This window comes from Amphritea sp. HPY (assembly GCF_050870985.1).
GTDB lineage: Bacteria > Pseudomonadota > Gammaproteobacteria > Pseudomonadales > Balneatricaceae > Amphritea.
This window is the reverse complement of the sequence record NZ_CP194015.1, coordinates 2,316,822-2,339,236: the sequence shown is the minus strand read 5'-3', so window position 1 is coordinate 2,339,236 and position 22,415 is coordinate 2,316,822. Positions and strand designations below refer to the sequence as shown.

The window sequence follows — 22,415 nt, the reverse complement described above, 5'->3', positions numbered from 1 at the left end:
TGCGTTATTCTACTTGTTAATGGAAGATTATATCTGATCAGGTTATTGGGCGTGCTAAGGAAGTATCTTAAGCGCGTTATCTGCTAAGACTGTTGTTGCAAGGGAAAGGATGCCATGCAGAGTCTGTTTCAAATCGACCGGTTAAGTCGATGCCGGTTTATCGCTATTCTGTTCGAAGGCCGTTTTTTACTATCCCCTGTTGTCAGGGTTTTCTTATGCTGCTTCCTTGTCGCATCCGCTTCTGTTCATGCCTCTGAATCTGTTTCATTGCAGTTGCTCTGGAAACATCAGTTCCAGTTTGCCGGCTACTATATTGCCAAAGAGAAAGGTTTTTACCGGGATGAGGGGCTTGATGTTGAGTTGATCGAGTTTGCTGCAGACCGTGAACCGGTAAAGATGGTGGCCGAGGGAAAGGCAGAGTTTGCTATCGGCCGTTCTTCTATTGTCATCGAACGGGCGAAAGGGCAGCCAATCGTCGCTTTGTTTGCTGCGTTTCAGAAGTCCCCGCTAATGTTGTTGAGTCGAGCTGACGCGGGTATAGCGACCCCTGCGGATCTGAAAGGGCGCAGAGTTATGCTGACCAAAGATGCGCAAATGAACGTAGAGATACTGGCTATGCTGTTACAGGCCGGATTGCGGGGGAGCGATTTTCAGCGTCAGGATCATAGCTTCGATATCAGTGATCTGGTTGATGGTAACACCGATGCGATGGGCTCATATATATCGAATGAACCGCATCAGATGATTAGCAGAAATTTGCCGTACACCGTTTTACATCCGGCCAATTTTGGCTTTGAGATGTATAGCGATATTCTTTTTACCTCAGCCGATCTGATACGGCAAAAGCCTGACCTTGTAGCTCGCTTCAGGCGGGCATCTTTGAAGGGCTGGCAATACGCTTTTTCGCATATAGATGAGTCTGCCAGGTTGATCCATAATCGCTATAACAGCCAGCATAAATCACTGGAAGCGCTGGTATTTGAAGGGCGTGCGTTACGTTCCCTGGCCTATGTCGGGGAGCGGCCGTTAGGTGACATTAATATCGGCCGTTTTAACTCGATGGCAAACATCTATCTGATTCTTAACCTGATACGGCGGGAATATGATCTGACCGGGTTTGTTTACCAGGCAGACCGGTCTGAATCCCATCTGTTATTACGTAATCGTGAGAGCGAATATCTGGCTAAGCATAAAAGTGTGACGGTCTGTGTCGATCCGAACTGGATGCCATATTCAGGTATTGTGCAAGGTCAGGCTACCGGAATGGATGCTGAGTACATTCGCTACCTCGAGGAAAAGTTACATATTGATCTGGCTCTGGTGCCGACGACCAGCTGGCAGGAAAGTCTTGTAATGGCTGAGCATGGGGGCTGTACGCTGCTGCTGGGTGCGGTCGCGACACCTGACCGTAAGCGTTTTCTTAATTTTACGGCGCCTTACCGTCGAATCTCCGTTTCATTGGCTGTACGTAAAAGTGCTGCGGACATTGCCAGTCTCGATCAGCTGTGGCGGCATAAAGTGGGTGTTGTCGAAGGTGGCGCTTATCATGAATACCTGACACGAAATTACCCTGAAATAGAGGTTGTTACAGTAAAAAATTCTGAGCAGGGGGTGTTAAAGGTAGCCAGTGGTGAGCTGTTTGCCATGCTTGCCCCTCATACGACTCTGTCGCGGGTATTCAGGCTTAATAATCTGTATGGAATGAAGATTGAAGGGCCTCTGAAAGAAGACTGGGCCCTGGCTATTGGCGTGGCTAAAGGGGAGCCGATATTGTTGGAGGTGTTGGACAGAACTTTACGGATGCTGACGAATGAAGATTCCTTTCGAATATCGGCAAAGTGGGTTGGTATTGAACCGGGCAATTCTGGTTATATTCAATGGTTATGGTGGAGCATTCTGCTACTGACTTCGATTGTCGCTTTGATACTTTATCGTTATTACCGTGTTGCTCATCTAAGTCGGAGTTTACGTCAGGTGGCTGAAGTGGATTCGCTTACCGGTGCGTTTAATCGCCGTAAAATTGATCAGGAGCTAACCGATTTAGTTGCAAAAAGGCGATCCGGTTTGGCTGATAAACTGGCGGTGATTTTTCTTGATGTAGATAAATTTAAGCGTATTAACGATGGTTATGGACATGATGTAGGGGATCAGATACTACAAGAGCTAAGTCGCTTGATTACCCATAGCACCCGGGAGGCAGACCTGTTTGGTCGCTGGGGTGGCGAGGAATTTATAGTTATATTACCCAATACCGATATGGCCAGTGCAATGACCTGCGCCGGTCAGCTGCAAGAGATGGTTAATAAACACCTTTTTCCTGCAATAGGCACACTCACCTGTAGTTACGGCGTTGCCGAACTGGAAACAGGTGAAACCACAAGGGAGCTGATGCATAAAGCTGATAAGGCCTTATATGAGGCTAAGCGGGCCGGGGGTAATTGTGTTCGTTGCAGCAATACATCGATGATTTAATAACCATTTTGAGAGCAAGGTCAAATAATACCGAAACGGATGTGGTAATTTAGGCAGCCTACAGCATGTAGTGTTAGCCGACCAGAATATAAGGATTGGGAACAGAATGAGCGGAGTAATTAAAGCCATAGGGAAAGGGGGTTTTTTATGTTGCTTGCTGATCAGCGCGGTGTTTGTCAGTACAGCCAATGCCGCCAGTACCGTTTGGCAGGTGAGTAGCGGTAATCAGATTCTCTATCTGGCGGGGACTATTCATCTGCTTCGATCGGCGGATTACCCGCTTCCTGAAGAGTTTGATTCTGTTTATAAGCGCGCGGATAAATTGGTTTTCGAGACGGATATGGCGCTACTTGCTGATCCGGTAACCCAGCGCAGGATGCAACAGGCTGTAACCTATCAGGATGGTACAACGCTGCAGCAGAAGGTTTCGGCGCCGATTTATGCCAAGGTCGCTGCAAAATGGCAGCAGGCCGGGTTGCCGCCTTTATTGTTAAAGTTTATTCGTCCTGGTGGTGTGGTGATGACGCTGACCATGGCGCAACTGCGCGAGAGCGGTGTCGATGCCGAAGGTATTGATCAGTATTTTCATCTGCGCGCCAACAACGATAGCAAGCCGGTTGCAGGCCTGGAGTCGATCGATCTGCAGATTGGCTATCTGGCGGATATGGGCGAGGGTAATGAAGATAGTTTCCTGCAGCAGACTTTGACTGAACTGGAACAATCAGACCAGTTTATGGATCAGCTGATCCTGGCCTGGCGCGATGGTGATCTGGTTCAATTGGAGCGGTTAATAATAGAAGATATGCGGCGCGACTTTCCTGGCCTCTATCATTCACTGCTGGTGCAGAGAAATCTTAACTGGCTACCTCAGATTCAGACCATGCTGAATGATGGTCCGGTTGAGTTAGTACTGGTCGGGGCAGGCCATCTGGTCGGTCCGGATGGCCTGCTGCAACAACTTAAAAGTCAGGGTTATATCGTACGTCAGGTCAGTCTACCAAACCTTTCGTAAGCCAAAGTTCAGAGTATGCTCTTCCCGTTCGCTGGAAAAGCCGGCGTCGTAACCGATAAACATGTTGCTGCTCCGGTCGATATGCCGGGTCCAGCCGAGCCCAAGTCGCATCATGGTCAGTGAGCTGTTATCCCCCTCAATGATGAAAGGATCGGCAAAATTGGTAAAGCGGACATTATATTGGCGGTTGTCCAGGGCTTGCTGATGTGACATTCCAAGTTTAACTGCCAGGGTTGATTCAATGACCGCACTGCTCTTCTCTGCCGGGAAGTCGTAGGAAACTTCAACGCCAAGGTTAGCCCGTAGGTCACGCAGGGTCTGGTCTTCAATTTGTAAACCAAAATCGGCTAAGCCTGATTCGTTATAGCCTTGCTTATGCAGCTGGCTGTAGCTGAGTGAGACCATCGGGCGGGCATAGCTATTATCACCGGTTTTCTGCTCCAGTCCCGCTGCTATCCGCGCACCCAGTGTCCAGCCCATGGTATCACCGGTGCCCTGAACGTTATTGCCGTCGATGGTCATGTTGCGTTCAAAGTCGAACTTGTTAAGGCCCAGAGTCAAAGCCATATTGTAAAAGTGCTCACCGTCAATATAGTCTCGCTGAAGGCCGACATAGGCACTGTCGGTATTGTCACTGCCGCCGTTATTCTTATCCGCCTTACCACGCAGCATGCCGATGGAAATACCACTGCTCCAGTTCTCATCCTGCGATACTGATTTGCCGGCAATTAAGCCATAGGTTTTATATTTGTAGCCGTTGCTATCAATAGTAGAAGCCTGTGCGCCTTTAGTTAAAATTGTGCGAACCCACCAGGCATCCTGTTCCTGATTATCGTATTTTAATGTGCTACGTCCCGGAGTAAGGCAGTCACCATGGCTATGTCGATAAATACCTCCTGAGCGCTGACGATCTGCTGCAGTGCTGTTGAATCCGCAACTGCCAGACAGAAACAGTGCGGTAGTATCAAGTACGACATTATCGGCGGCGTTGACAGCCACCGGGTCAGGATCTGATGCCAGGGCTGCAAAACCAAGGCTGTTGGTAAACGAGCCGCCAAAGGACGACAGGTCGCCAAAGCTGCCCTGTATACCTTCGATCTCTCCGGTAAAAGATACGCTGCCAGCTTCGATGATTTTAATCGGTGTCGTCGATGCCACATCAACTGTATCGCTTGAGCTGAAAAGGATCTTCCCCGCGATCACTGCATCACCGCTGATGCTGAGCAGGTCGCTGCCGTTGCCTTCGTTACCAGGTCCCATCGCGCTGTTGTAGTCGACAATGAGTGTGCCTGATGGCGCCTGATTATAATTTCCGGTAAGCGTCAGGTTATCGGACTGTCCAGGGGATATGGCCAGAACACCGTTGTTGCTAAGGCCTCCGGCACCGGCCGCAGTGATATCGTGATACAAGGCTAGTTCAGCGTTGTTATCGATAGTCATCTCACTGATATTAAAGCTGCCTTCGGTGGTGAAATTACTCAGAACATTAACTGTTGTCGCGCTACCCGAAGTGTCGCCAATGATGCGGGCGCTGCTGCCGGTCAGGTTGATGACGGAGGCTGTGCTATCAAGATCGACGTCGCCGGATAGTACGCCACTGTTGTTAATAGTAATGGCGTTGCCGCCTGTTATCAGGATTGCATAGTCGTCGCCGATAATCGTACCGCTGTTATTCAGAGTGGTGATCTCGCCGCCTGCATCGATAATGAGACCGCTGCCATCATTGTTAGTGTCATCATCGGCATCGCCATCATAGCCCGAGATAATACCGCTGTTATCAAGGCTGGTGATCAGGCCTCCGTTTGTTACGGTGATACCGGTGTCGGTATCACCGGATGTAGTAGAAGGCTCGTCTCCACCATAGATTAAGCCGGTATTGGTCAGACTGTTGATACTGCTACTGTCGAGGTAGATACCGTGATCAGTACCACGAATGCTGTTCAAGCTTGTATTTAGCAGGGTGGTGATTTCTGATGAATCGGCATATATTCCTGAGGAGTCAGCTCCCGAAGGGCCGAGGCCTTCAATCGTTCCACTGTTATCAAGCTCGGTGATAGTGGCGCTATCCATATAGATGCCATCAGAGCCCTGTCCCTGAATGAGGTTTTCGTTATCGAGTAAGTCGATCGTCGCATCACTACTTATATAGAAGCCTACATCTCCCCTATAACTGAGCCGGTATTCGAAAACTCGGTAACGCTGGTTGTTGCATCACCGATCTCAATACCAAAATCACCACCCTGAATAAGTCCGGTATTGCTGATAAGGCTGATCAATATGTCGGTATCGCTGTCGATATCGATACCGTCACCATCGTTGCCAAGAATGCTGCCGGAGTTGTTGATTGTCTCTAATGAGGCATTGAATAGGTTAAGACCATCATCTTCACCGGAGATTGTGCCGGAATTATTCACAGAGGTGACAGAAGTATCTTCAAGCTCAATAGCGTTATCGATATTAGACAGGATTCTGCCACTGTTACTAATGATATTAATTGTGCTGTCTTCAGCCTGAATACCGTCTTCATTACCCAGTATTATTCCCTGGTTGTTGATTCGCTGAACAGTACTGTTGTCTATTTCCAGGCCGTGGGAGTCCTCATCAGAATCTTCACCCAGGCCTTCGACGGTGCCTCGGTTGATAATACTGGTTACAGAAGCGTCATCGATCTGAATACCATCGTCATTAAGGCCTCTGATAAGCCCATCATTGATAAGGGTATCTACAGCGCCAACGTAGACGCTGCCATCGATTCGAACCGCATCATCACCGCCAATCAGTTGTCCGTCAGAGGTGTTTTCAAATTGGTTTACCGTTCCTTCAATTGAGATCGCGTCAAGGTATCGGGTTCCGGAGTCACCGGTCACGGTACCGGAGTTAATAAAACTCTCCAGCAGGTAATCCCCTTCCATAAGAATCGCGCCGCGAAGATCATTTTCTGAGTCGGCAATTGCTGTTATAGAGCCGTTGTTGATCAGTTGGCGCAGATCGCCTTCCAGCTCTATGGCGTAATCAGGGCCGGGGCCGTCATTATCTATAGTGGCGCCATTTTCTATGAGGATAGTGTCTGCAGTGGTTCCTGTTACATCTACATCATTAACAGTGTCGCCGCTGCTAACGGTTAGGTTCTCGCCTGCAGAAACATTTTCTACAGTGATGTCTGCGCTAGCATTCAGGGAATATAAGCCAGTGGTCAGGCTAAGAATCAGGGGGGAGAAAACATCGTTTCATCGTACAGCCATAAGATCGTTGAAATTACGACAACTTTAACAATTAGCGACATGATTTCGATGAAAACTGTCGCTACTTTGGGGACACATGGAAGCTGTGCTGCATGGTATGGGAGAGGGCTTGTATGGCAGACCTAGAGCCCGCCTGCCATACGGTGTTACAAGGTATAGTGTCTGGCAAAGAGCCCTTAGCTGGCCAGCTGAAGGCTCTGACTTTCACCTAGTAATTCAAGCAACTGACGTTTGCCCTGTGGGTCTTTACGGGTCACCACTTCGCCCTCTTTCGGGAAGTGTATATCGCGCAGTCGGGACAGCCAGAAACGCATTGCTGCAACCTGCAACATCATGCTGAAGCTTTTCTGTTCTTCAGCCTCCAGTGGCCGGATACTCTGATAGCTATCCAGAATAAGCAGTGCCTTGTTAAAGTCGTACTGGGCTTCCTGCTCGTCGTAACACCAGGCATTCAGGGTTACGCAGAGGTCATACAGGAACGGAGCAGAGCAGGCGTGATAGAAATCGATCAGGCCGCATAGCTGATCACCGGAGAACATCGCATTATCCGGGAACAGGTCGGCGTGTACCGGGCCGGTCGGCAGGGCTGCCCATTGGATCTGGCCCCCTTCCAGCAGGTTTTGCTGCAGCAGGGATTGCTCATCACTAGTCAGCTTAGGCATCACTTTGCCGCCGAGTTCAGAACACCACTGGTGGATGTGGGTAAACTGTTCTACCGGCAGTTGCTGACTCAGTTTGTGCATCCGGGCCAGGGTGTGACCGATTACACTGGCCTGCTGATCTGAAGGCTGATCCAGTGGAGTGCCTTCAAGCCGGGTCATCAGAATAGCCGGGCGGTCGTTCAGAGTGCCGAACAAGTCGCCGTTGTTAAGGTGAATTGGTATAGCGCAGGCGATGTTGTTTTGTGCAAGGTGCTCAATCAGACCAAGAATAAAGGGTAGCTGTTCTGTGCCAACAGACTCAACCAGAGTCAGTACATACTCCCCTTCGCTGGTGGTGACGAAGAAGTTAGTGTTTTCAACTCCCGCTTCGATACCACGATATTCGGTTAGCGTACCAACACTACACAGCTGCAGATATGACTCGAGCTGTTCCCGGGTTACAGGTGTATAGACAGACATCCCTCACCATCCTTTTCTTGAGCAGTTTTTGCGCAGTTAAAACTATTAATTTAACTACGCAGTATTAATTTAAGCCGGAATAGCCAGCTGTGTGTATTTAGCAGTTTCTATTTGCCTACGTTTTTAGCCTGCAGGTCGGCATGGTAGGAGGAGCGAACCATAGGACCGCTGGCAACATTCTTGAAGCCCAGCTCGTAACCTATATCCTCGTACTCCTTAAATTCTTCCGGGGTGACGTAACGCTCTACCGCCAGATGATATTTGCTTGGTTGCAGGTACTGGCCGATGGTGATCATATCCACCTCGTTGGCCCGCAGGTCCTGCATTACCTGTATGATCTGCTCTTTGGTTTCGCCAAGGCCGACCATCAGGCCTGACTTTGTGTCTACCTGAGGATGCAGTCGCTTAAACTGGTACAGCAGGTTGAGCGACCAGTGATAATCAGCTCCCGGTCTTACTTTGCTGTACAGGGCCGGTACTGTCTCCATATTGTGGTTAAGTACGTCGGGCACATTCGCAGATAGTTTTTCCAGTGCGACATCCATGCGGCCGCGGAAATCAGGTACCAGAATTTCAACTTTCAACTCTTCGTTGATGGCACGGGCTTCCTTGACGCATTCAGCGAAATGCGCAGCACCACCATCTTTAAGATCATCCCGGTCAACCGAAGTGATCACCACATAGCGCAGGCCAAGCTGCTTAATATTGCTGGCTACGTTCTTAGGCTCGTCAGGATCAAGGCCCATCGGCCGGCCATGTGCAACATCGCAGAACGGGCAGCGACGGGTGCAGATGGCACCCATAATCATCAGAGTTGCGGTCTTATGGCTGAAACACTCTGCCAGGTTAGGGCAGGAAGCCTCTTCGCACACCGTATGCAGTTTAAGATCGCGTAGCTGCTTCTTAACTTTCTTTACGTTGGCATTGGAGTGGGCATCGATTCGGATCCATTCCGGTTTGCGCAGACGTTCCCGGGTAGGGTCAGGCTTTTCGCGTAAACGGGACATTTTGGATTCACCCTTGAGCTCTTTTAGCGGAATCATTTCCATCAAGGCCACCTCTTCTGATTATTATCTGTAATGTAAAAATGAGGGAGCCGGCCTGTCGCCAGGCAGGCTCCCTAAATGTTCTGAAACTGAGAGACGCTACGGAATAATTTTAAAAATGATCCCAAATCAGTTTCAAAGTACAGAGGGGTAATTTGGAGCTTCAGCGCCCGGGTTACCCCTGGTACTGTTAGCCGCGGTAGTAGCGCTGCTCGATGAACGGAGCTTTAGAAACGACCATTGGCAGCTCTTTGCCGCGAACCACAGCATATACCTCGGTATCCAGTGCCGCATACTCAGTTGCGACATATCCCATCGCAACAGGTACGCCTACAGTCGGGCCAAAGCTGCCGCTGGTTACTTCACCGATCTTAACGCCATCGGTATTAACCAGCTCCGCGCCTTCACGAATCGGTGCTTTGCCTTTAGCCAGCAGGCCAACGCGCTTACGGGTGTAGTTCTTGTTAGCGATCTGATCAAAGATCTTGTCAGCACCAGGGAAACCACCGGCACGCTCGCCATCAGCACGACGGTTCTTGCTGATAGCCCAGATCAGGCTGCCTTCGATAGGTGTAGTAGTCTGGTCAAGGTCGTGACCGTACAGGCACAGGCCGGATTCCAGACGCAGAGAGTCACGGGCACCCAGACCGATTAACTCAATCTCAGGCTGTTCCAGGAACAGGCGGCACAGGCGTTCTGTTTCTGCAGATGGGATAGAGATCTCGTAACCATCTTCACCGGTATAGCCGGAGCGGCTGACGAAGCAGTCTACGCCATCGATAGCGATGTGACGGGAATCCATGAATACCATGTCGTTTACAGCAGGGCAGATGCGGGACAGTGCCAGTGCTGCTTCAGGGCCTTGCAGGGCAACCAGAGCGCGATCATCAAGTACTTCCAGCTCCACGTCTTCACCCAGGTTGGCACGCATGTGGGCGATGTCCTGCTCTTTACAGGCAGCGTTTACAACAACATAAAGGTGATCACCGTAGTTGGTAACCATCAGGTCATCCATGATGCCGCCATTCTCATTGGTGAACAGGGCGTAGCGTTGCTTGCCAGCTGGCAGACCGATGATGTCGACCGGTACCAGTTTTTCCAGTGCTGCTGCTGCATTTTTACCTTTCAGAATTACCTGACCCATGTGGGATACGTCGAACAGGCCCGCGTGATCACGGGTATGGATATGTTCTTTTTTAACGCCCAGAGGGTACTGAACCGGCATATCGTAGCCTGCAAAAGGAACCATTTTACCGCCGAGTTCAACGTGCAGGTCGTATAGGGGAGTTTTGTTCAGTTGGGACATTGTCTTCTCCATCGTTTCTGTACGGCAACCGGTGCCGCGGCATTCTTATCTAACGGATCTGTATTTACGGGTTTATTGTTATGGGCGTATTTTTATGTGCCCAAAAACCCGGACAGGTTGTGGAAAAAGCTCTGTGTGCAGCAGCAACCTTTTCGACAAGCAGTCATCTGTCAAACTGTCTTAAGTGTAGTTAAGAGGCAAAATGTAGTTAAGAGGCACAGTGTTGTTAAGGAAAAGGTATCCGGGGTGAACCGCGAAGTGCCCGGATACCTTTAAGCTCAGCTGTTAAACCCAAGGTTTAAAGATAAGCCATCAACAAACAAAGTGTTACTTAGTCTGTGCGTTGCCTTCTGCATCAACAGGGGCACCGTTACGGGCAAAGAACTCTTTAGTCAGTTTGAATACCACAGGGCTCAGCAGAGCCAGTGCAATCAGGTTAGGAATCGCCATCATTGCATTCAGGGTATCCGCTACCAGCCAGATGAAGTCCAGGCTTACACCTGCACCTACAGGAACAGCGATGATCCACAGTACACGGTATGGCGCAATCGCCTTAACACCGAGCAGGAATTCAACACAACGTTCGCCGTAGAAAGACCAACCGATAATGGTAGTGAAAGCGAAGATCGCCAGAGAGATAGCTACCAGGTAGTTACCTAAGCCAGGCAGAGCCTGAGCGAACGCCGCCGAAGTCAGAGCTGCACCAGACACACCAGAAGTCCACTCACCGGAGGTAATGATTACCAGACCAGTAATAGAGCAGATGATGATAGTGTCGATGAATGTACCCAGCATTGCTACCAGGCCCTGACGGACAGGATCTTTAGTTTGTGCCGCCGCGTGAGCGATAGGCGCAGAACCCAGACCTGCTTCGTTGGAGAATATACCGCGTGCTACACCGAAGCGGATAGCCATCCACACAGCTGCACCAGCAAAACCACCTTCAGCAGCAGTACCTGTGAAAGCGTGAGTGAATACCAGATCGATAGCAGCAGGGATAGCATCAGCATTAATTGCCAATACAACAAGACCTGCGGTCAGATAAGCAATAGCCATCAGAGGAACCAGTGCACCGGCAACGCTACCGATACGCTTGATACCACCGATCAGCACAGCGCCAACCAGAACCATCAGAACAACGCCGGTTACCCAGACGTTTACACCGAAGTTAGCATGCAGTACGTCAGCAACAGAGTTGGACTGAACGGTGTTACCAATACCGAATGCTGCAGCAGCACCGAAAATGGCAAACATTGTACCTAACCATGCCCATTTAGCGCCAAGACCGTTTTTGATGTAGTACATCGGGCCACCAACATGGTTGCCTTCCTCATCTACTTCACGGTACTTAACAGCCAGAACGGCTTCGGAGAATTTGGTAGCCATACCCACCAGGGCAGTACACCACATCCAGAACAGAGCACCAGGGCCACCCAGGAATACGGCCGTTGCCACACCCGCGATGTTACCAGTACCAACCGTTGCAGACAGTGCTGTCATCAGAGCCTGGAATGGTGAAATTTCACCTTCCTTCTCTTCGCCCTTCTTAGTGCTGCGGCCTTCAAACAGTAGCTTAAAACCTGTGCCCAGTTTAAGAATAGGCATCAAGCGTAGGCCAAGCATCAGGAACAGACCAACACCAAGGATGAGGACGAGCATTAACGGACCCCAGACGATGCCGTTAATTGCGCCAATAATAGTGGTTAACGTTTCCATAAACGTAGACTCCCAGAGGATTTTTATTGTTATTGCCGATCACTTCATAGGGTTGAGCAATCGACTTATTTTTGGAAATTTCCAGTGGATTGATGGTCCACCTTGAGAAACCAGTTTCTTCGAACTCCATCAAATGGGTATTCAAAGAAATAGTTGCTCAACAAAGGGAATATATTTCCAATAGGAAACAAAGCTAGTCGATAAGGAAACTTATTGCAATAAAAAAATGCGTTTAACGGCCAGAAAATGTCGCTCTGAAACAGGCGTTGAATGCTAAAGTGGTTGTTAGTTAAGGTTTTTATTAAGAATGTGATTTTTTTTATATTCGATTCGTATTGGAAACACGGTGTCGGAACGGCACCAAAGCGTCGCTATGCGACTCGCGAGGCGGAACATGGCAGTATTGGAAAGAAACCACCAGTATCCCGAATCCCTTCATTGTGTGAACAAGGTATTTAGCATCTACAGCTAGTGGCTAGAAAAAACGTAAGAGCCTTTTTAGGAGGTAGGAGGGGGGGCGTGAAAGAAGGTAGCGCTCCGTAAGCAGGGGATGATTTTCTTACTGCCGGACATAAAAAAACCGCCTGCAGGCGGTTTAATATTTTTGACTTTTGGTGTTCAGCTTTTGATTTTTCTAGCCACTAGCAGCAAGGCTTGCCTTGCGTTCTAGCTAGCTGAACTTGTTCAGCGGTCTAGCGAGCCGCTTGCGGCGGTCTGCCCCTAAGCCGTAACCCAGATTATTTCCGCATCCTGTTCGCTGGTGGAGATCAGAGCGTGGCCCATTTCGCAATCGTAGTATGCGCTGTCGCCCACGTTGAGTTCGATCGGCTCATAGAATTCGCTGTAGAACATGATGCTGCCACTCAGTACGTAGAGGAACTCTTCGCCGTCGTGACGTACCCAGTCTTCATACTCGTCCCAGGAATGGGTGCGCACGGTGGTTTTGAACGGGATCATCTTTTTGCTGGTCAGCTGGGTGGCCAGCAGTTCGTGTTCATAGGTCGGCGTCGGATGGGGCTTGCCTTCGCCACTGCGGGTGATATCACGACGTCCGCCGCTGCCCGGTGCTTTCTTGGTTGGCTGGGTAAACAGCTGAGGAATATCGATACCCAGGCCTTTAACCAGTTTGTTAACGGCGGTGAAAGTAGGGGATATCTGTTCGTTCTCAATTTTTGACAGGGTAGAGCGTGCCAGACCGGTCAGTTTACTGGCTTCTTCCAATGTCAGATTCTGGCTCAGGCGAATCTCGCGGACCCGTTTACCCAGCTCGAGAGGCTCTACCATCGCTTCAGCATTGTCCTGCGATACTTTGAAGAACTGCTGATCAGTTTGTAGGAATGATGGTTTGTCTGGCATTGGGTTGCTCCATGAAATCTTAACTCTGCTCAGGTCCCGGCAGATGTTCTGTTGCGCATATTCTATCAGTTAAATAGTAACCGGGAATTTACCGATTAGTTATATATCTAGTTATACAACAAGTTGCACATACTGAAATGTTCAGTAGCGACTCATATCTTCCGTTATCGGTGTGGTCGAACATGAATGCAACGCAGTATTACACCAGTATTAACGCCAGATAGAGTATTCAAAAGGCTTTTCTATCAACGAATTAGCCATCTGTCTTTCCGGTACATGTTTCCAATGATAGTACACAACCCCCGGTCGGTTTGGAAGAAATCGCGGAAAGGGGATAATTGCTATAAAGAGAAAATATGTTTCCTATAAGAAACTTTTTGTTGATTTTGGAAATAAGCGCTGCTAATCTGAAATTCGATTGCTGGTTAATTGATCAACTTTTGCGTTGGCAAAGTTGTCTATAGAAAGAGTGGTAGAAATCCGGTTCGTGCTCTATACCGAATAAGAGCCCCGGGTAACTCTGCAGACTGATAATAAGAACAGCGGATAACCGCAGTGGAGAAGCTGAAGTGCCACTAAGTATTTTTGATCTATATAAGGTCGGTATCGGACCTTCCAGTTCCCATACTGTAGGGCCTGTTGTAGCGGCCAATCGTTTTCTCGATGAGCTGCGTGAGCGTGGCGACCTGGCAAAAGTAGTGAACGTTAAGGTCGGTCTGTATGGCTCCCTTGCCATGACGGGTAAAGGTCACGCGACTGATGTTGCTGTAATGATCGGCCTGATGGGCGAAAAACCTGATCTGGTCGATCCTGATATGGTTCCCCGTTATATCGAGCAGATTGAAACTAGCGGCCAGCTAAATCTTGCCGGTGAGAAACTAATTGAGTTTCGCCCTGAAGAACATCTTCCTTTTAACTTTGGCGAGTCACTGCCAAAGCATCCTAATGGTATGCGTTTTCAGGCATTTGATGATGCCGGTATCGTGCTGCATGACAACATTTTCTATTCCGTTGGTGGTGGTTTTGTCCTGAGTGATGCCGAAGCGGACAAAAAGTCCGGTACTGCACCAGCATTTAAACTGCCATATCACTTCGACAACGGTGCCGAACTGCTGGAATTGTGTGAAAAACACGACATGACCATTGCCGAGCTGGTGCATAAAAATGAGCATACCTGGCATACCGAGGAAGAGCTGAATGAGCGTCTGCGTAGCATCTGGCAGGTGATGGATCGTTGCATTAAGCGTGGCTGTGGTGAAGAGGGCGAACTGCCCGGTGGCCTGCATATTAAACGTCGCGCCCATGAGCTGTACGAAGAATTGAAGAACCATCCGGAAGCGGCATTAAAAGACCAGCTGACAGTGATGGACTGGATCAACCTATATGCTATGGCGGTGAATGAAGAGAATGCGGCCGGTGGCCGTGTTGTAACGGCACCGACTAATGGTGCGGCGGGTGTTATCCCTGCAGTACTGGCCTACTACGATCGCTTTGTGCCGGGTTCAAATGAACAGGGCATCTTTGATTTTCTGGCAACTTCTGCCGCTATCGGCATGCTGTACAAAAAGAACGCGTCTATCTCTGCGGCTGAAGTTGGCTGTCAGGGAGAGATCGGTGTTGCCTGTTCTATGGCTGCTGGAGCACTGTGCGCCGTAATGGGTGGAACTGTGCAGCAGGTAGAAAATGCCGCAGAAATTGGCATGGAACATAACCTGGGACTGACCTGCGATCCGATCGGTGGTCTGGTTCAGGTGCCATGTATTGAGCGAAACACTATGGGTGCGGTGAAAGCGATTAATGCGGCCCGCCTGGCCCTGCGTGGTGATGGTAAGCATCACGTATCACTGGATTCAGTGATCGAAACGATGCGTCAGACCGGCGTTGATATGCAGGACAAGTATAAAGAAACCTCTCAGGGCGGACTGGCGGTTAACGTCGTCGCTTGCTGATTATTCCTGAACTACTGCTTACGAGCTGTTGATTACGAACTTAACAAGAGAATAAAAAATCATGAGTCAATCTGAACTGTACCGCGGCGACGCGGCATGCGAAGCATTCTTTACCCAAGACCTGGCTGAGCGTGATGCTGACCTGATGTCCGCTGTAAACGAAGAATTTGAGCGCCAGGAAATGGGCATCGAACTGATCGCTTCTGAGAACATTGTTTCTAAAGCGGTAATGCAGGCTCAGGGCACTGTGCTGACCAACAAGTATGCCGAAGGTTACCCGGGCCGTCGTTACTACGGTGGTTGCGAGTATGCCGATAAGGCTGAAGGTCTGGCTATCGAGCGTGCCAAGCAGTTGTTTAACTGTGAATTTGTAAACGTACAGCCGCACTCCGGTGCACAGGCGAACGGCGCAGTTATGCTGGCGCTGCTGCAGCCGGGTGATACTGTGCTGGGTATGTCTCTGGATGCTGGCGGCCACCTGACTCACGGTGCACGTCCGGCTTTGTCTGGTAAGTGGTTCAACGCTGTTCAGTACGGTGTATCTAAAGAAGATAGCCGTATCGACTACGATGCGGTTGAAGCGCTGGCGGTTGAGTGTCAGCCTAAAATGATCATCGCTGGTGGTTCTGCAATTCCACGTGAGATCGATTTTGCCCGTTTCCGTGAGATTGCCGATAAAGTCGGTGCTTACCTGTTCGTCGATATGGCCCATATTGCTGGTCTGGTTGCGACCGGTGTTCATCCGAGCCCGCTGCCATATGCTGATGTGGTTACGACTACTACGCACAAGACTCTGCGTGGTCCTCGTGGCGGCATGATCCTGTCTAACAACCTGGATATCGGCAAGAAGATCAACTCTGCTGTTTTCCCGGGTCTGCAGGGTGGTCCACTGATGCACATTATCGCTGCTAAGGCGGTTGCATTCGGTGAGGCGCTACGTCCTGAATTCAAAACCTACATCGAGCAGGTTGTTGAGAATGCTAAAGTACTGGCCAGCGTAATGGTTGAGCGTGGTTGCGACATAGTGACCGGTGGTACTGATACCCATCTGATGCTGGTTGACCTGCGCCCTAAAGGCCTGAAAGGCAATGTAGTTGATGAAGCGCTGGAGCGTGCGGGTATCACCTGTAACAAGAACGGTATCCCGTTTGATCCTGAGAAGCCGATGGTTACTTCCGGTATCCGTCTGGGTACACCGGCCGGCACCAGCCGTGGTTTCGGTACTGAAGAATTCCGTTTGATCGGTAACCTGATCAGCGATGTTCTGGATGGCCTGGTGGCTAACCCGGAAGACAATTCTGCAGTTGAAGCTGAGGTTCGTAGCCAGGTTGAAGCCCTGTGCAAGCGCTTCCCTCTGTATAAGTAAGACCGCTGTATAAATAATATCTGAACTAGCTAAAGGCTGTGACCCGGTATCACCCGACACAGCCATTACGAATTGATCAAAGGAAAATAATTATGAGCATTCCATCTAACTACCGTTTTGCACCAAGCCATGAGTGGGTTCTGGATAACGGTGACGGTACTGTCACTATGGGTGTTTCCGACCACGCACAGGAGTTGCTGGGCGACGTAGTGTTCGTTGAGCTGCCAGAAGTTGGTCGTGAAGTGGAAGCGGGTGAAGAGTTCTCACTGGTTGAATCTGTTAAAGCTGCTTCTGACATCTACTCACCGGTTTCTGGTGAGATTGTTGCGATCAACGAAGCGCTGGAAGATGAGCCGGAAACAGTTAACAGCGAGCCGTTCGACGGTGGCTGGATCGTTAAGATCAAGCTGACTGATGCTGCTGAGCTGGATAAGCTGCTGGATGCCGATGCATACGCAGCAACGATTGCAGAAGAGGCTTGATCTAAGCTGATAACAGCAGAGGCTGTTTGCGCAGCCCTTGCTGTTATCACTGTCCCCCGATCAGACCTTTGTTCGCAAACGCGGGGTGGTCGTGCAGGATCGCCCCGCACCTAAAAATTAATAAAGATGCTGCAGCTTTGCAAGTTTTGTAGCGGCTTTAAATCCGACAGTTAGTTTATGTCGGATATAAGAAGAAACAGGTTATTGTTATGGCAGAAGTTACTCGCACACTGAGTGATCTTGAGCAGGCTACGGATTTCACCCGTCGTCACGTGGGCCCGGATGCAGAACAGACACAAGCTATGTTGTCTGAGCTGGGTGTTAACTCCCTCAATGAGCTGATCACACAGACAGTTCCCGATTCCATCCGTCTGGATGATGCGCTGGCAATGGATGATTCCGTTACCGAAGCCGATGCGCTGAGCTACCTGAAAGGTCTTGCTGACCAGAATGTAGTGAATAAATCATACATCGGTATGGGCTATAGCAATACCCTGGTGCCTAATGTAATCCTGCGTAACGTGCTGGAAAATCCAGCATGGTATACCGCGTACACGCCTTATCAGCCTGAGATCGCGCAGGGCCGTCTGGAAGCACTGCTGAACTACCAGCAGATGGTAATGGACCTGACCGGCATGGATCTGGCGAACGCCTCCCTGCTGGACGAAGCGACTGCTGCTGCAGAAGCGATGACCTTGTGCAAGCGCTCTAACCGTAAGAAGAGCATGACTTACTTTGTCGCTGACGATGTTCAGCCGCAAACTATCGACGTCATCAAGACCCGTGCTGAATACTTCGGATATGACGTTGTAGTGGGTAACCCGCTGACTGATCTGGAAACGAGCGATGCTTTCGGTATGCAGCTGCAATACCCAAGCACTTACGGCGATATCAAAGATATCAAGAGCCTGATTAAAACAGCCAAAGACCTGAAAGTGATGGTCTCAGTTGCGACTGATCCACTGGCACTGGTACTGCTTAAATCACCTGGTGAGCTGGGTGCTGATGTGGTTCTGGGTACTTCTCAGCGCTTCGGCGTACCGATGGGCTTTGGTGGTCCGCACGCAGCGTTCTTTGCTGCCAGCGAAAAACTCAAGCGTTCTGTTCCTGGTCGTATCATCGGTGTTTCTGTCGATGCCAACGGTAACCAGGCGTTGCGTATGGCGATGCAGACCCGTGAGCAGCACATCCGTCGTGAGAAGGCGACTTCTAACATCTGTACAGCGCAGGCACTACTGGCGAACATGGCTTCTTTCTACGCTGTTTATCACGGCGCAGAAGGCCTGAAGACTATCGCTGAGCGGGTTCATCGTCTGACTGCTATTCTGGCTAACGGCCTGAAAGCGAAAGGTGTTGAACTGAATGACACTTACTTCGATACCCTGACCCTGACCCTGCCTGAAACTCAGGCGGTGGTTTATCAGCGCGCTCTGGATGCCGGTTGTAACCTGCGTCAGACCGGTGACAACAAGCTGGGTCTCACTCTGGATGAAACCACTACTGCTGCTGATGTAGCGCAACTGCTGGACGTAGTGCTGGGTGAAGGCCACGGCCTGAGCGTTGCCGAGTTGGATGCTGAGATCACTGCTGGCGCTGCCACCGGTATCACGGCAGAGATGCGTCGTGAAGATGCTATCCTGACGCACCCGACGTTCAACAGCTACCACAGCGAAACCGACATGCTTCGTTACCTGAAGAAGCTGGAGAACAAAGACTATTCACTGGTTCACGGTATGATCCCACTGGGTTCTTGTACTATGAAGCTGAATGCCACTGCCGAGATGATTCCGGTAACCTGGCCTGAATTTGCAAACATTCACCCATTCGCTCCGGCGGATCAGACCCAGGGTTACCTGGATATGATCAATGAGCTGGAGGCGATGCTGGTTGAGATTACCGGTTACGACAACGTATCTATGCAGCCGAACTCCGGTGCACAGGGTGAATACGCAGGTCTGCTGGCGATCCGTAAGTACCAGGAAGCAAATGGCCAGGGTCACCGCGATATCTGCCTGATTCCATCTTCTGCGCACGGTACTAACCCTGCATCCGCTGCGATGATGGGCATGAAAGTTGTCATCGTTGAGTGTGATGAAAACGGTAACGTCGATGTCGCTGATATGCGTGCTAAGGCACAGCAGCATGCCGATAACCTGTCTGCACTGATGATCACTTACCCGTCTACCCACGGTGTCTACGAAGAAGAGATCGTTGAGATCTGCGATCTGATCCACAAGAACGGTGGTCAGGTGTATATGGATGGCGCCAACATGAACGCTCAGGTAGGTATCTCTAAGCCAGGCCTGATCGGTTCTGACGTATCCCACCTGAACCTGCACAAGACCTTTGCTATCCCGCACGGCGGCGGTGGTCCGGGTGTTGGTCCGATCGGTGTTAAGAGCCATCTGGCGCCTTACCTGCCGGGTCACAAAGTTAATGCGTCTGGCGTTGTCAGCACTGATAACGGTGCTGTATCCGCAGCGCCTTACGGTAGCGGTGCGATCCTGCCAATTACCTGGGCATACATCAAGATGCTGGGCAAGTCAGGTCTTAAGCGTTCGACTCAGCTGGCGATCCTCAATGCCAACTACATGACCGAGAAGCTGGCTGCTCACTACCCGGTACTGTACCGCGGTCGTAACAACAAGGTTGCTCACGAATGTATCGTTGATATCCGTCCTTTGAAAGAAGCGTCAGGTGTTACCGAAGAAGATATCGCTAAGCGCCTGATGGATTACGGCTTTCACGCACCGACTATGTCGTTCCCGGTTGCCGGTACGCTGATGATCGAGCCGACTGAGTCTGAATCTAAGGTTGAGATCGATCGTTTCATCGCTGCTATGGTGCAGATTCGTGAAGAGATTGAGAAAGTTCAGAGTGGAGTATGGCCTGCGGATAACAATCCACTGTGTCGTGCGCCTCACACTCAGTCTGACATCATGACTGCTGAGTGGGAGCGTCCTTACTCCCGTGAAGAAGCGGTATTCCCGAATACTGCGACCCGCGAGAATAAGTTCTGGCCGATGTCTAACCGCATCGACAACGTATACGGCGACCGTAACTTTATCTGCTCCTGCCCGAGCATTGACTCATACAGGGACTAATACAACGACTTGTATTTTTAGATCGGAGCCTTTTGGATATCTCTCCCCGAAAGGCTCCTGTTTTCAGCTGTTCAGCCCAATACTGAATAGCTGAAGGCCTGCTTGAAAAAGCTGTTGTACTCCGGTGAAAACCGGCTATTACGGAGGCGCCTGCAGTGCAGGCACTCCGTCTTTTTTACGCAGATGGTTTTACACCTTATCTATAGAGGGTGGTAATCCGGATAGGCTCTTGCTGTTGTGTGGATCTGATACCTGTATCAGATCGTTGAGAGTTTATCTCGCTTACAAGCGAACCTGTAAAAGCGAAACCTTTATGCGGATCAGGTAACTGGTCCGCTTTTTTTTGTCTGTATGTCAGTAACCAGGGAAGGATCAAACAGTGTAAGGGCTTGTTTGTTGGTTGTTTAGCGCCCACATGTAGTTGTTCAACTACAATTAGTATGCAGGCCGGTCACTGCAACATAGGAGGTTTTCAAATGAAAACTCATGTTACTTTAGCCGTATCAACAGTCGCGTGTTGTCTTGCATTGGCTGGGTGTCCATCTACCGTCAAGGTGGCGGTCACCAATACAACCCTATCAGATATTTCTATCGTGTATGCATCAGGTCATGAGTCAAAAATTGGCTCAGGTGAAACCCGGGAAGAGGCGTATGATTTTCAGTGTCTGCGGGTTAAGTCAGAAGGGGAACTGTATGAATTCCAGCCAGATCAACCGCCCAAAGAGTATTATGATCAAGAGGGATTCAATTCTTCTATTTATGCGCGATTTACGCCCGAAAAACAATTCAAAATCTATTTGAAAGGCGGTAATGAAATGGATGTGTTCGGGTTGAAAGCGGGGTGTAACTACAAAGCTCCCACAGGTGAATATTTACGCGGCGCAAGTTGATAGTAATGTTCTTTTAGTGCTCTATTGCTCGTAAGGGTCCTTATAGCTCATCGCTTGCTGTGCATTCAAACTATTATCAGTAGATAAGAGGTGCCTGCAGTGCAGGTACTCTATTTTGTAACGCTGGCTGGTTTTACACCTGAGTGAATGAGTATGGTAGTCCGGATAGGCTCATGCTGTTGTTTGGGGCTGATACCCGTATCAGATCGTTGAGAGTGTATCTCGCTTACAAACGAACCTGTAAAAGGGGAATCTGTATGCGGATCAGCTAATTGATCCGCTGTTTTCTGTTTTTTAAGCTCGGACGAGTGTTAGCCAGAGTGTCAGATGATGAAACATTTATTACTAATTTTTAAAGCGTTTTGATTTGCAGCTGTTATTCTGACCCTTTTACATTTCAAATAAGTGAAGGCAATCAATGAACTGGTTTCTATTACTGGCTGCGGTGGCTGTGGGTGCGGTTATACCGATACAGGGCGCTCTGAATGCCCGTCTGGGCGCTGCAATGGTGCACCCGATGCAGGCAACACTGGTATCTTACATCGGCGGCACAATCGCTTGTATTGTCGCTTTGCTGGTAGCTCAGGCAAGTCTGCCTGACTGGAAACGGGTTACCGGGATCGATTGGTATCTGTATTGCGGTGGTTTTCTTGGTGTTATTTTCGTCAGTGGTATGCTTTATCTGATGCCAAAGGTAGGCATCGCTAATATGCTGGCGGCGGCGATTCTTGGTCAGTTGGTTATGTCGCTTGTATTTGATCACTTTGGTTTTTTTGGTGGGTTGGTTATTGAAGTTACCCCTTCCCGGATAATTGGGGTGTTGCTGTTATTGCTGGGTCTGTATTTTATTCAGCGCTAACAACCGCTTGAGTCCGCTGTGACGCATTCAGCAACTATTCTGACGTTAAGCGACAATCTGGTCTGCGATGCAGTCGTTAGAATGGCTGCCAATAGATTATTACTTTGTGTGGGCTTAGTGCCGTCGCGGGCTGAGCCGGTAAGATCTATCTCGCTTTCGAGCGAACCTGTAAAAGCGAATTTTATGCGGGCCAGGCAACTGGTCCGCTTTTTTTTTGTCCTGTAGTTACTCAATGCTGATTTAATACTTGTGTTACTGCACAGGTGATTGTGTTTCTGTCGCGGTTAGTTCGCGCTCTGACCATTGCGAATATAGTCGTCGTGATAATAGTTGTAAGGGCTTATCGTCGGATTCGCGGAGAGTGCAGCCCTGAAATACTGCTATTCAGACAACTTTTGCCGTGGATCGTTAAAGTAAGTGCAAAGGGGAGGACTTGAAATTGCCCCGGTTGACTACACGCATCGTACTAAGAAATGGGGGGGGGGACTTAGCTT

At 49.7% G+C, this 22,415-nt stretch carries 15 protein-coding genes; 8 read left to right on the top strand and 7 right to left on the bottom strand.

Going from position 1 to position 22,415, the window contains the following annotated elements:
* The first annotated feature begins 114 nt into the window (after positions 1-114).
* Complete coding sequence (locus ACQUQM_RS10555; RefSeq protein ID WP_432474458.1) at positions 115-2,472, top strand: ABC transporter substrate-binding protein; 2,358 nt, start codon at positions 115-117, stop codon at positions 2,470-2,472.
* Between the two features lie 106 nt (positions 2,473-2,578).
* A complete protein-coding gene (locus ACQUQM_RS10550; protein ID WP_432474457.1) occupies positions 2,579-3,484 on the top strand; it encodes a TraB/GumN family protein in 906 nt (301 codons plus the stop codon).
* On the opposite strand, the gene ACQUQM_RS10545 is transcribed toward ACQUQM_RS10550, so the two are convergent.
* The 7 genes from ACQUQM_RS10545 to ACQUQM_RS10515 all read right to left on the bottom strand — a co-directional run bounded on the left by ACQUQM_RS10545 (position 3,467) and on the right by ACQUQM_RS10515 (position 13,271).
* Positions 3,467-5,554, bottom strand: a complete 2,088-nt coding sequence (locus ACQUQM_RS10545) for an autotransporter domain-containing protein (protein WP_432474456.1) — start codon at positions 5,552-5,554, stop codon at positions 3,467-3,469. The two genes, ACQUQM_RS10550 and ACQUQM_RS10545, sit on opposite strands and share 18 nt — an antisense overlap.
* Positions 5,555-5,637: 83 nt before the next feature.
* A complete protein-coding gene (locus ACQUQM_RS10540) occupies positions 5,638-6,396 on the bottom strand; it encodes a hypothetical protein (protein WP_432474455.1) in 759 nt (252 codons plus the stop codon).
* Positions 6,397-6,902: 506 nt separating this feature from the next.
* Complete coding sequence (locus ACQUQM_RS10535) at positions 6,903-7,847, bottom strand: homoserine kinase (protein WP_432474454.1); 945 nt, start codon at positions 7,845-7,847, stop codon at positions 6,903-6,905.
* A 107-nt stretch (positions 7,848-7,954) separates the two neighbouring features.
* A complete protein-coding gene (gene lipA, locus ACQUQM_RS10530) occupies positions 7,955-8,896 on the bottom strand; it encodes a lipoyl synthase (RefSeq protein WP_432474453.1) in 942 nt (313 codons plus the stop codon).
* A gap of 187 nt (positions 8,897-9,083) precedes the next feature.
* Positions 9,084-10,199, bottom strand: coding sequence for a glycine cleavage system aminomethyltransferase GcvT (gene gcvT, locus ACQUQM_RS10525; RefSeq protein WP_432474452.1), 1,116 nt, complete (start codon positions 10,197-10,199; stop codon positions 9,084-9,086).
* Between the two features lie 327 nt (positions 10,200-10,526).
* Complete coding sequence (locus ACQUQM_RS10520; RefSeq protein ID WP_432474451.1) at positions 10,527-11,915, bottom strand: alanine/glycine:cation symporter family protein; 1,389 nt, start codon at positions 11,913-11,915, stop codon at positions 10,527-10,529.
* Between the two features lie 720 nt (positions 11,916-12,635).
* The gene (locus ACQUQM_RS10515; protein ID WP_432474450.1) at positions 12,636-13,271 is read right to left on the bottom strand and encodes a helix-turn-helix domain-containing protein; all 636 of its coding nucleotides are present in this window, start codon (positions 13,269-13,271) and stop codon (positions 12,636-12,638) included.
* Between the two features lie 569 nt (positions 13,272-13,840).
* Between ACQUQM_RS10515 and ACQUQM_RS10510 the strand changes: the two genes are divergently transcribed.
* From ACQUQM_RS10510 to ACQUQM_RS10485, 6 genes are all read left to right on the top strand, one after another.
* Positions 13,841-15,220, top strand: coding sequence for an L-serine ammonia-lyase (locus tag ACQUQM_RS10510; protein ID WP_432474449.1), 1,380 nt, complete (start codon positions 13,841-13,843; stop codon positions 15,218-15,220).
* A gap of 61 nt (positions 15,221-15,281) precedes the next feature.
* On the top strand, positions 15,282-16,586 hold the full coding sequence (gene glyA / locus ACQUQM_RS10505) for a serine hydroxymethyltransferase (RefSeq protein ID WP_432474447.1): 1,305 nt from the start codon (positions 15,282-15,284) through the stop codon (positions 16,584-16,586).
* 92 nt (positions 16,587-16,678) lie between these two features.
* On the top strand, positions 16,679-17,068 hold the full coding sequence (gene gcvH / locus ACQUQM_RS10500) for a glycine cleavage system protein GcvH (protein ID WP_432474446.1): 390 nt from the start codon (positions 16,679-16,681) through the stop codon (positions 17,066-17,068).
* Between the two features lie 209 nt (positions 17,069-17,277).
* Complete coding sequence (gene gcvP / locus ACQUQM_RS10495) at positions 17,278-20,172, top strand: aminomethyl-transferring glycine dehydrogenase (RefSeq protein ID WP_432474445.1); 2,895 nt, start codon at positions 17,278-17,280, stop codon at positions 20,170-20,172.
* 476 nt (positions 20,173-20,648) lie between these two features.
* The gene (locus ACQUQM_RS10490; RefSeq protein WP_432474444.1) at positions 20,649-21,062 is read left to right on the top strand and encodes a hypothetical protein; all 414 of its coding nucleotides are present in this window, start codon (positions 20,649-20,651) and stop codon (positions 21,060-21,062) included.
* 418 nt (positions 21,063-21,480) lie between these two features.
* On the top strand, positions 21,481-21,921 hold the full coding sequence (locus ACQUQM_RS10485; protein ID WP_432474443.1) for a DMT family transporter: 441 nt from the start codon (positions 21,481-21,483) through the stop codon (positions 21,919-21,921).
* Positions 21,922-22,415 lie beyond the last annotated feature (494 nt).

Bases quoted from the DNA above. Each gene is read 5' to 3' on its own strand.
- ACQUQM_RS10555 (WP_432474458.1), top strand. From the start codon at position 115: ATGCAGAGTCTGTTTCAAATCGACCGGTTAAGTCGATGCCGGTTTATC.
- ACQUQM_RS10550 (WP_432474457.1), top strand. From the start codon at position 2,579: ATGAGCGGAGTAATTAAAGCCATAGGGAAAGGGGGTTTTTTATGTTGC.
- ACQUQM_RS10545 (WP_432474456.1), bottom strand. From the start codon at position 5,554: ATGGATAGCGCCACTATCACCGAGCTTGATAACAGTGGAACGATTGAA.
- ACQUQM_RS10540 (WP_432474455.1), bottom strand. From the start codon at position 6,396: ATGGAAGGGGATTACCTGCTGGAGAGTTTTATTAACTCCGGTACCGTG.
- ACQUQM_RS10535 (WP_432474454.1), bottom strand. From the start codon at position 7,847: ATGTCTGTCTATACACCTGTAACCCGGGAACAGCTCGAGTCATATCTG.
- lipA (WP_432474453.1), bottom strand. From the start codon at position 8,896: ATGGAAATGATTCCGCTAAAAGAGCTCAAGGGTGAATCCAAAATGTCC.
- gcvT (WP_432474452.1), bottom strand. From the start codon at position 10,199: ATGTCCCAACTGAACAAAACTCCCCTATACGACCTGCACGTTGAACTC.
- ACQUQM_RS10520 (WP_432474451.1), bottom strand. From the start codon at position 11,915: ATGGAAACGTTAACCACTATTATTGGCGCAATTAACGGCATCGTCTGG.
- ACQUQM_RS10515 (WP_432474450.1), bottom strand. From the start codon at position 13,271: ATGCCAGACAAACCATCATTCCTACAAACTGATCAGCAGTTCTTCAAA.
- glyA (WP_432474447.1), top strand. From the start codon at position 15,282: ATGAGTCAATCTGAACTGTACCGCGGCGACGCGGCATGCGAAGCATTC.
- gcvH (WP_432474446.1), top strand. From the start codon at position 16,679: ATGAGCATTCCATCTAACTACCGTTTTGCACCAAGCCATGAGTGGGTT.
- gcvP (WP_432474445.1), top strand. From the start codon at position 17,278: ATGGCAGAAGTTACTCGCACACTGAGTGATCTTGAGCAGGCTACGGAT.
- ACQUQM_RS10490 (WP_432474444.1), top strand. From the start codon at position 20,649: ATGAAAACTCATGTTACTTTAGCCGTATCAACAGTCGCGTGTTGTCTT.
- ACQUQM_RS10485 (WP_432474443.1), top strand. From the start codon at position 21,481: ATGAACTGGTTTCTATTACTGGCTGCGGTGGCTGTGGGTGCGGTTATA.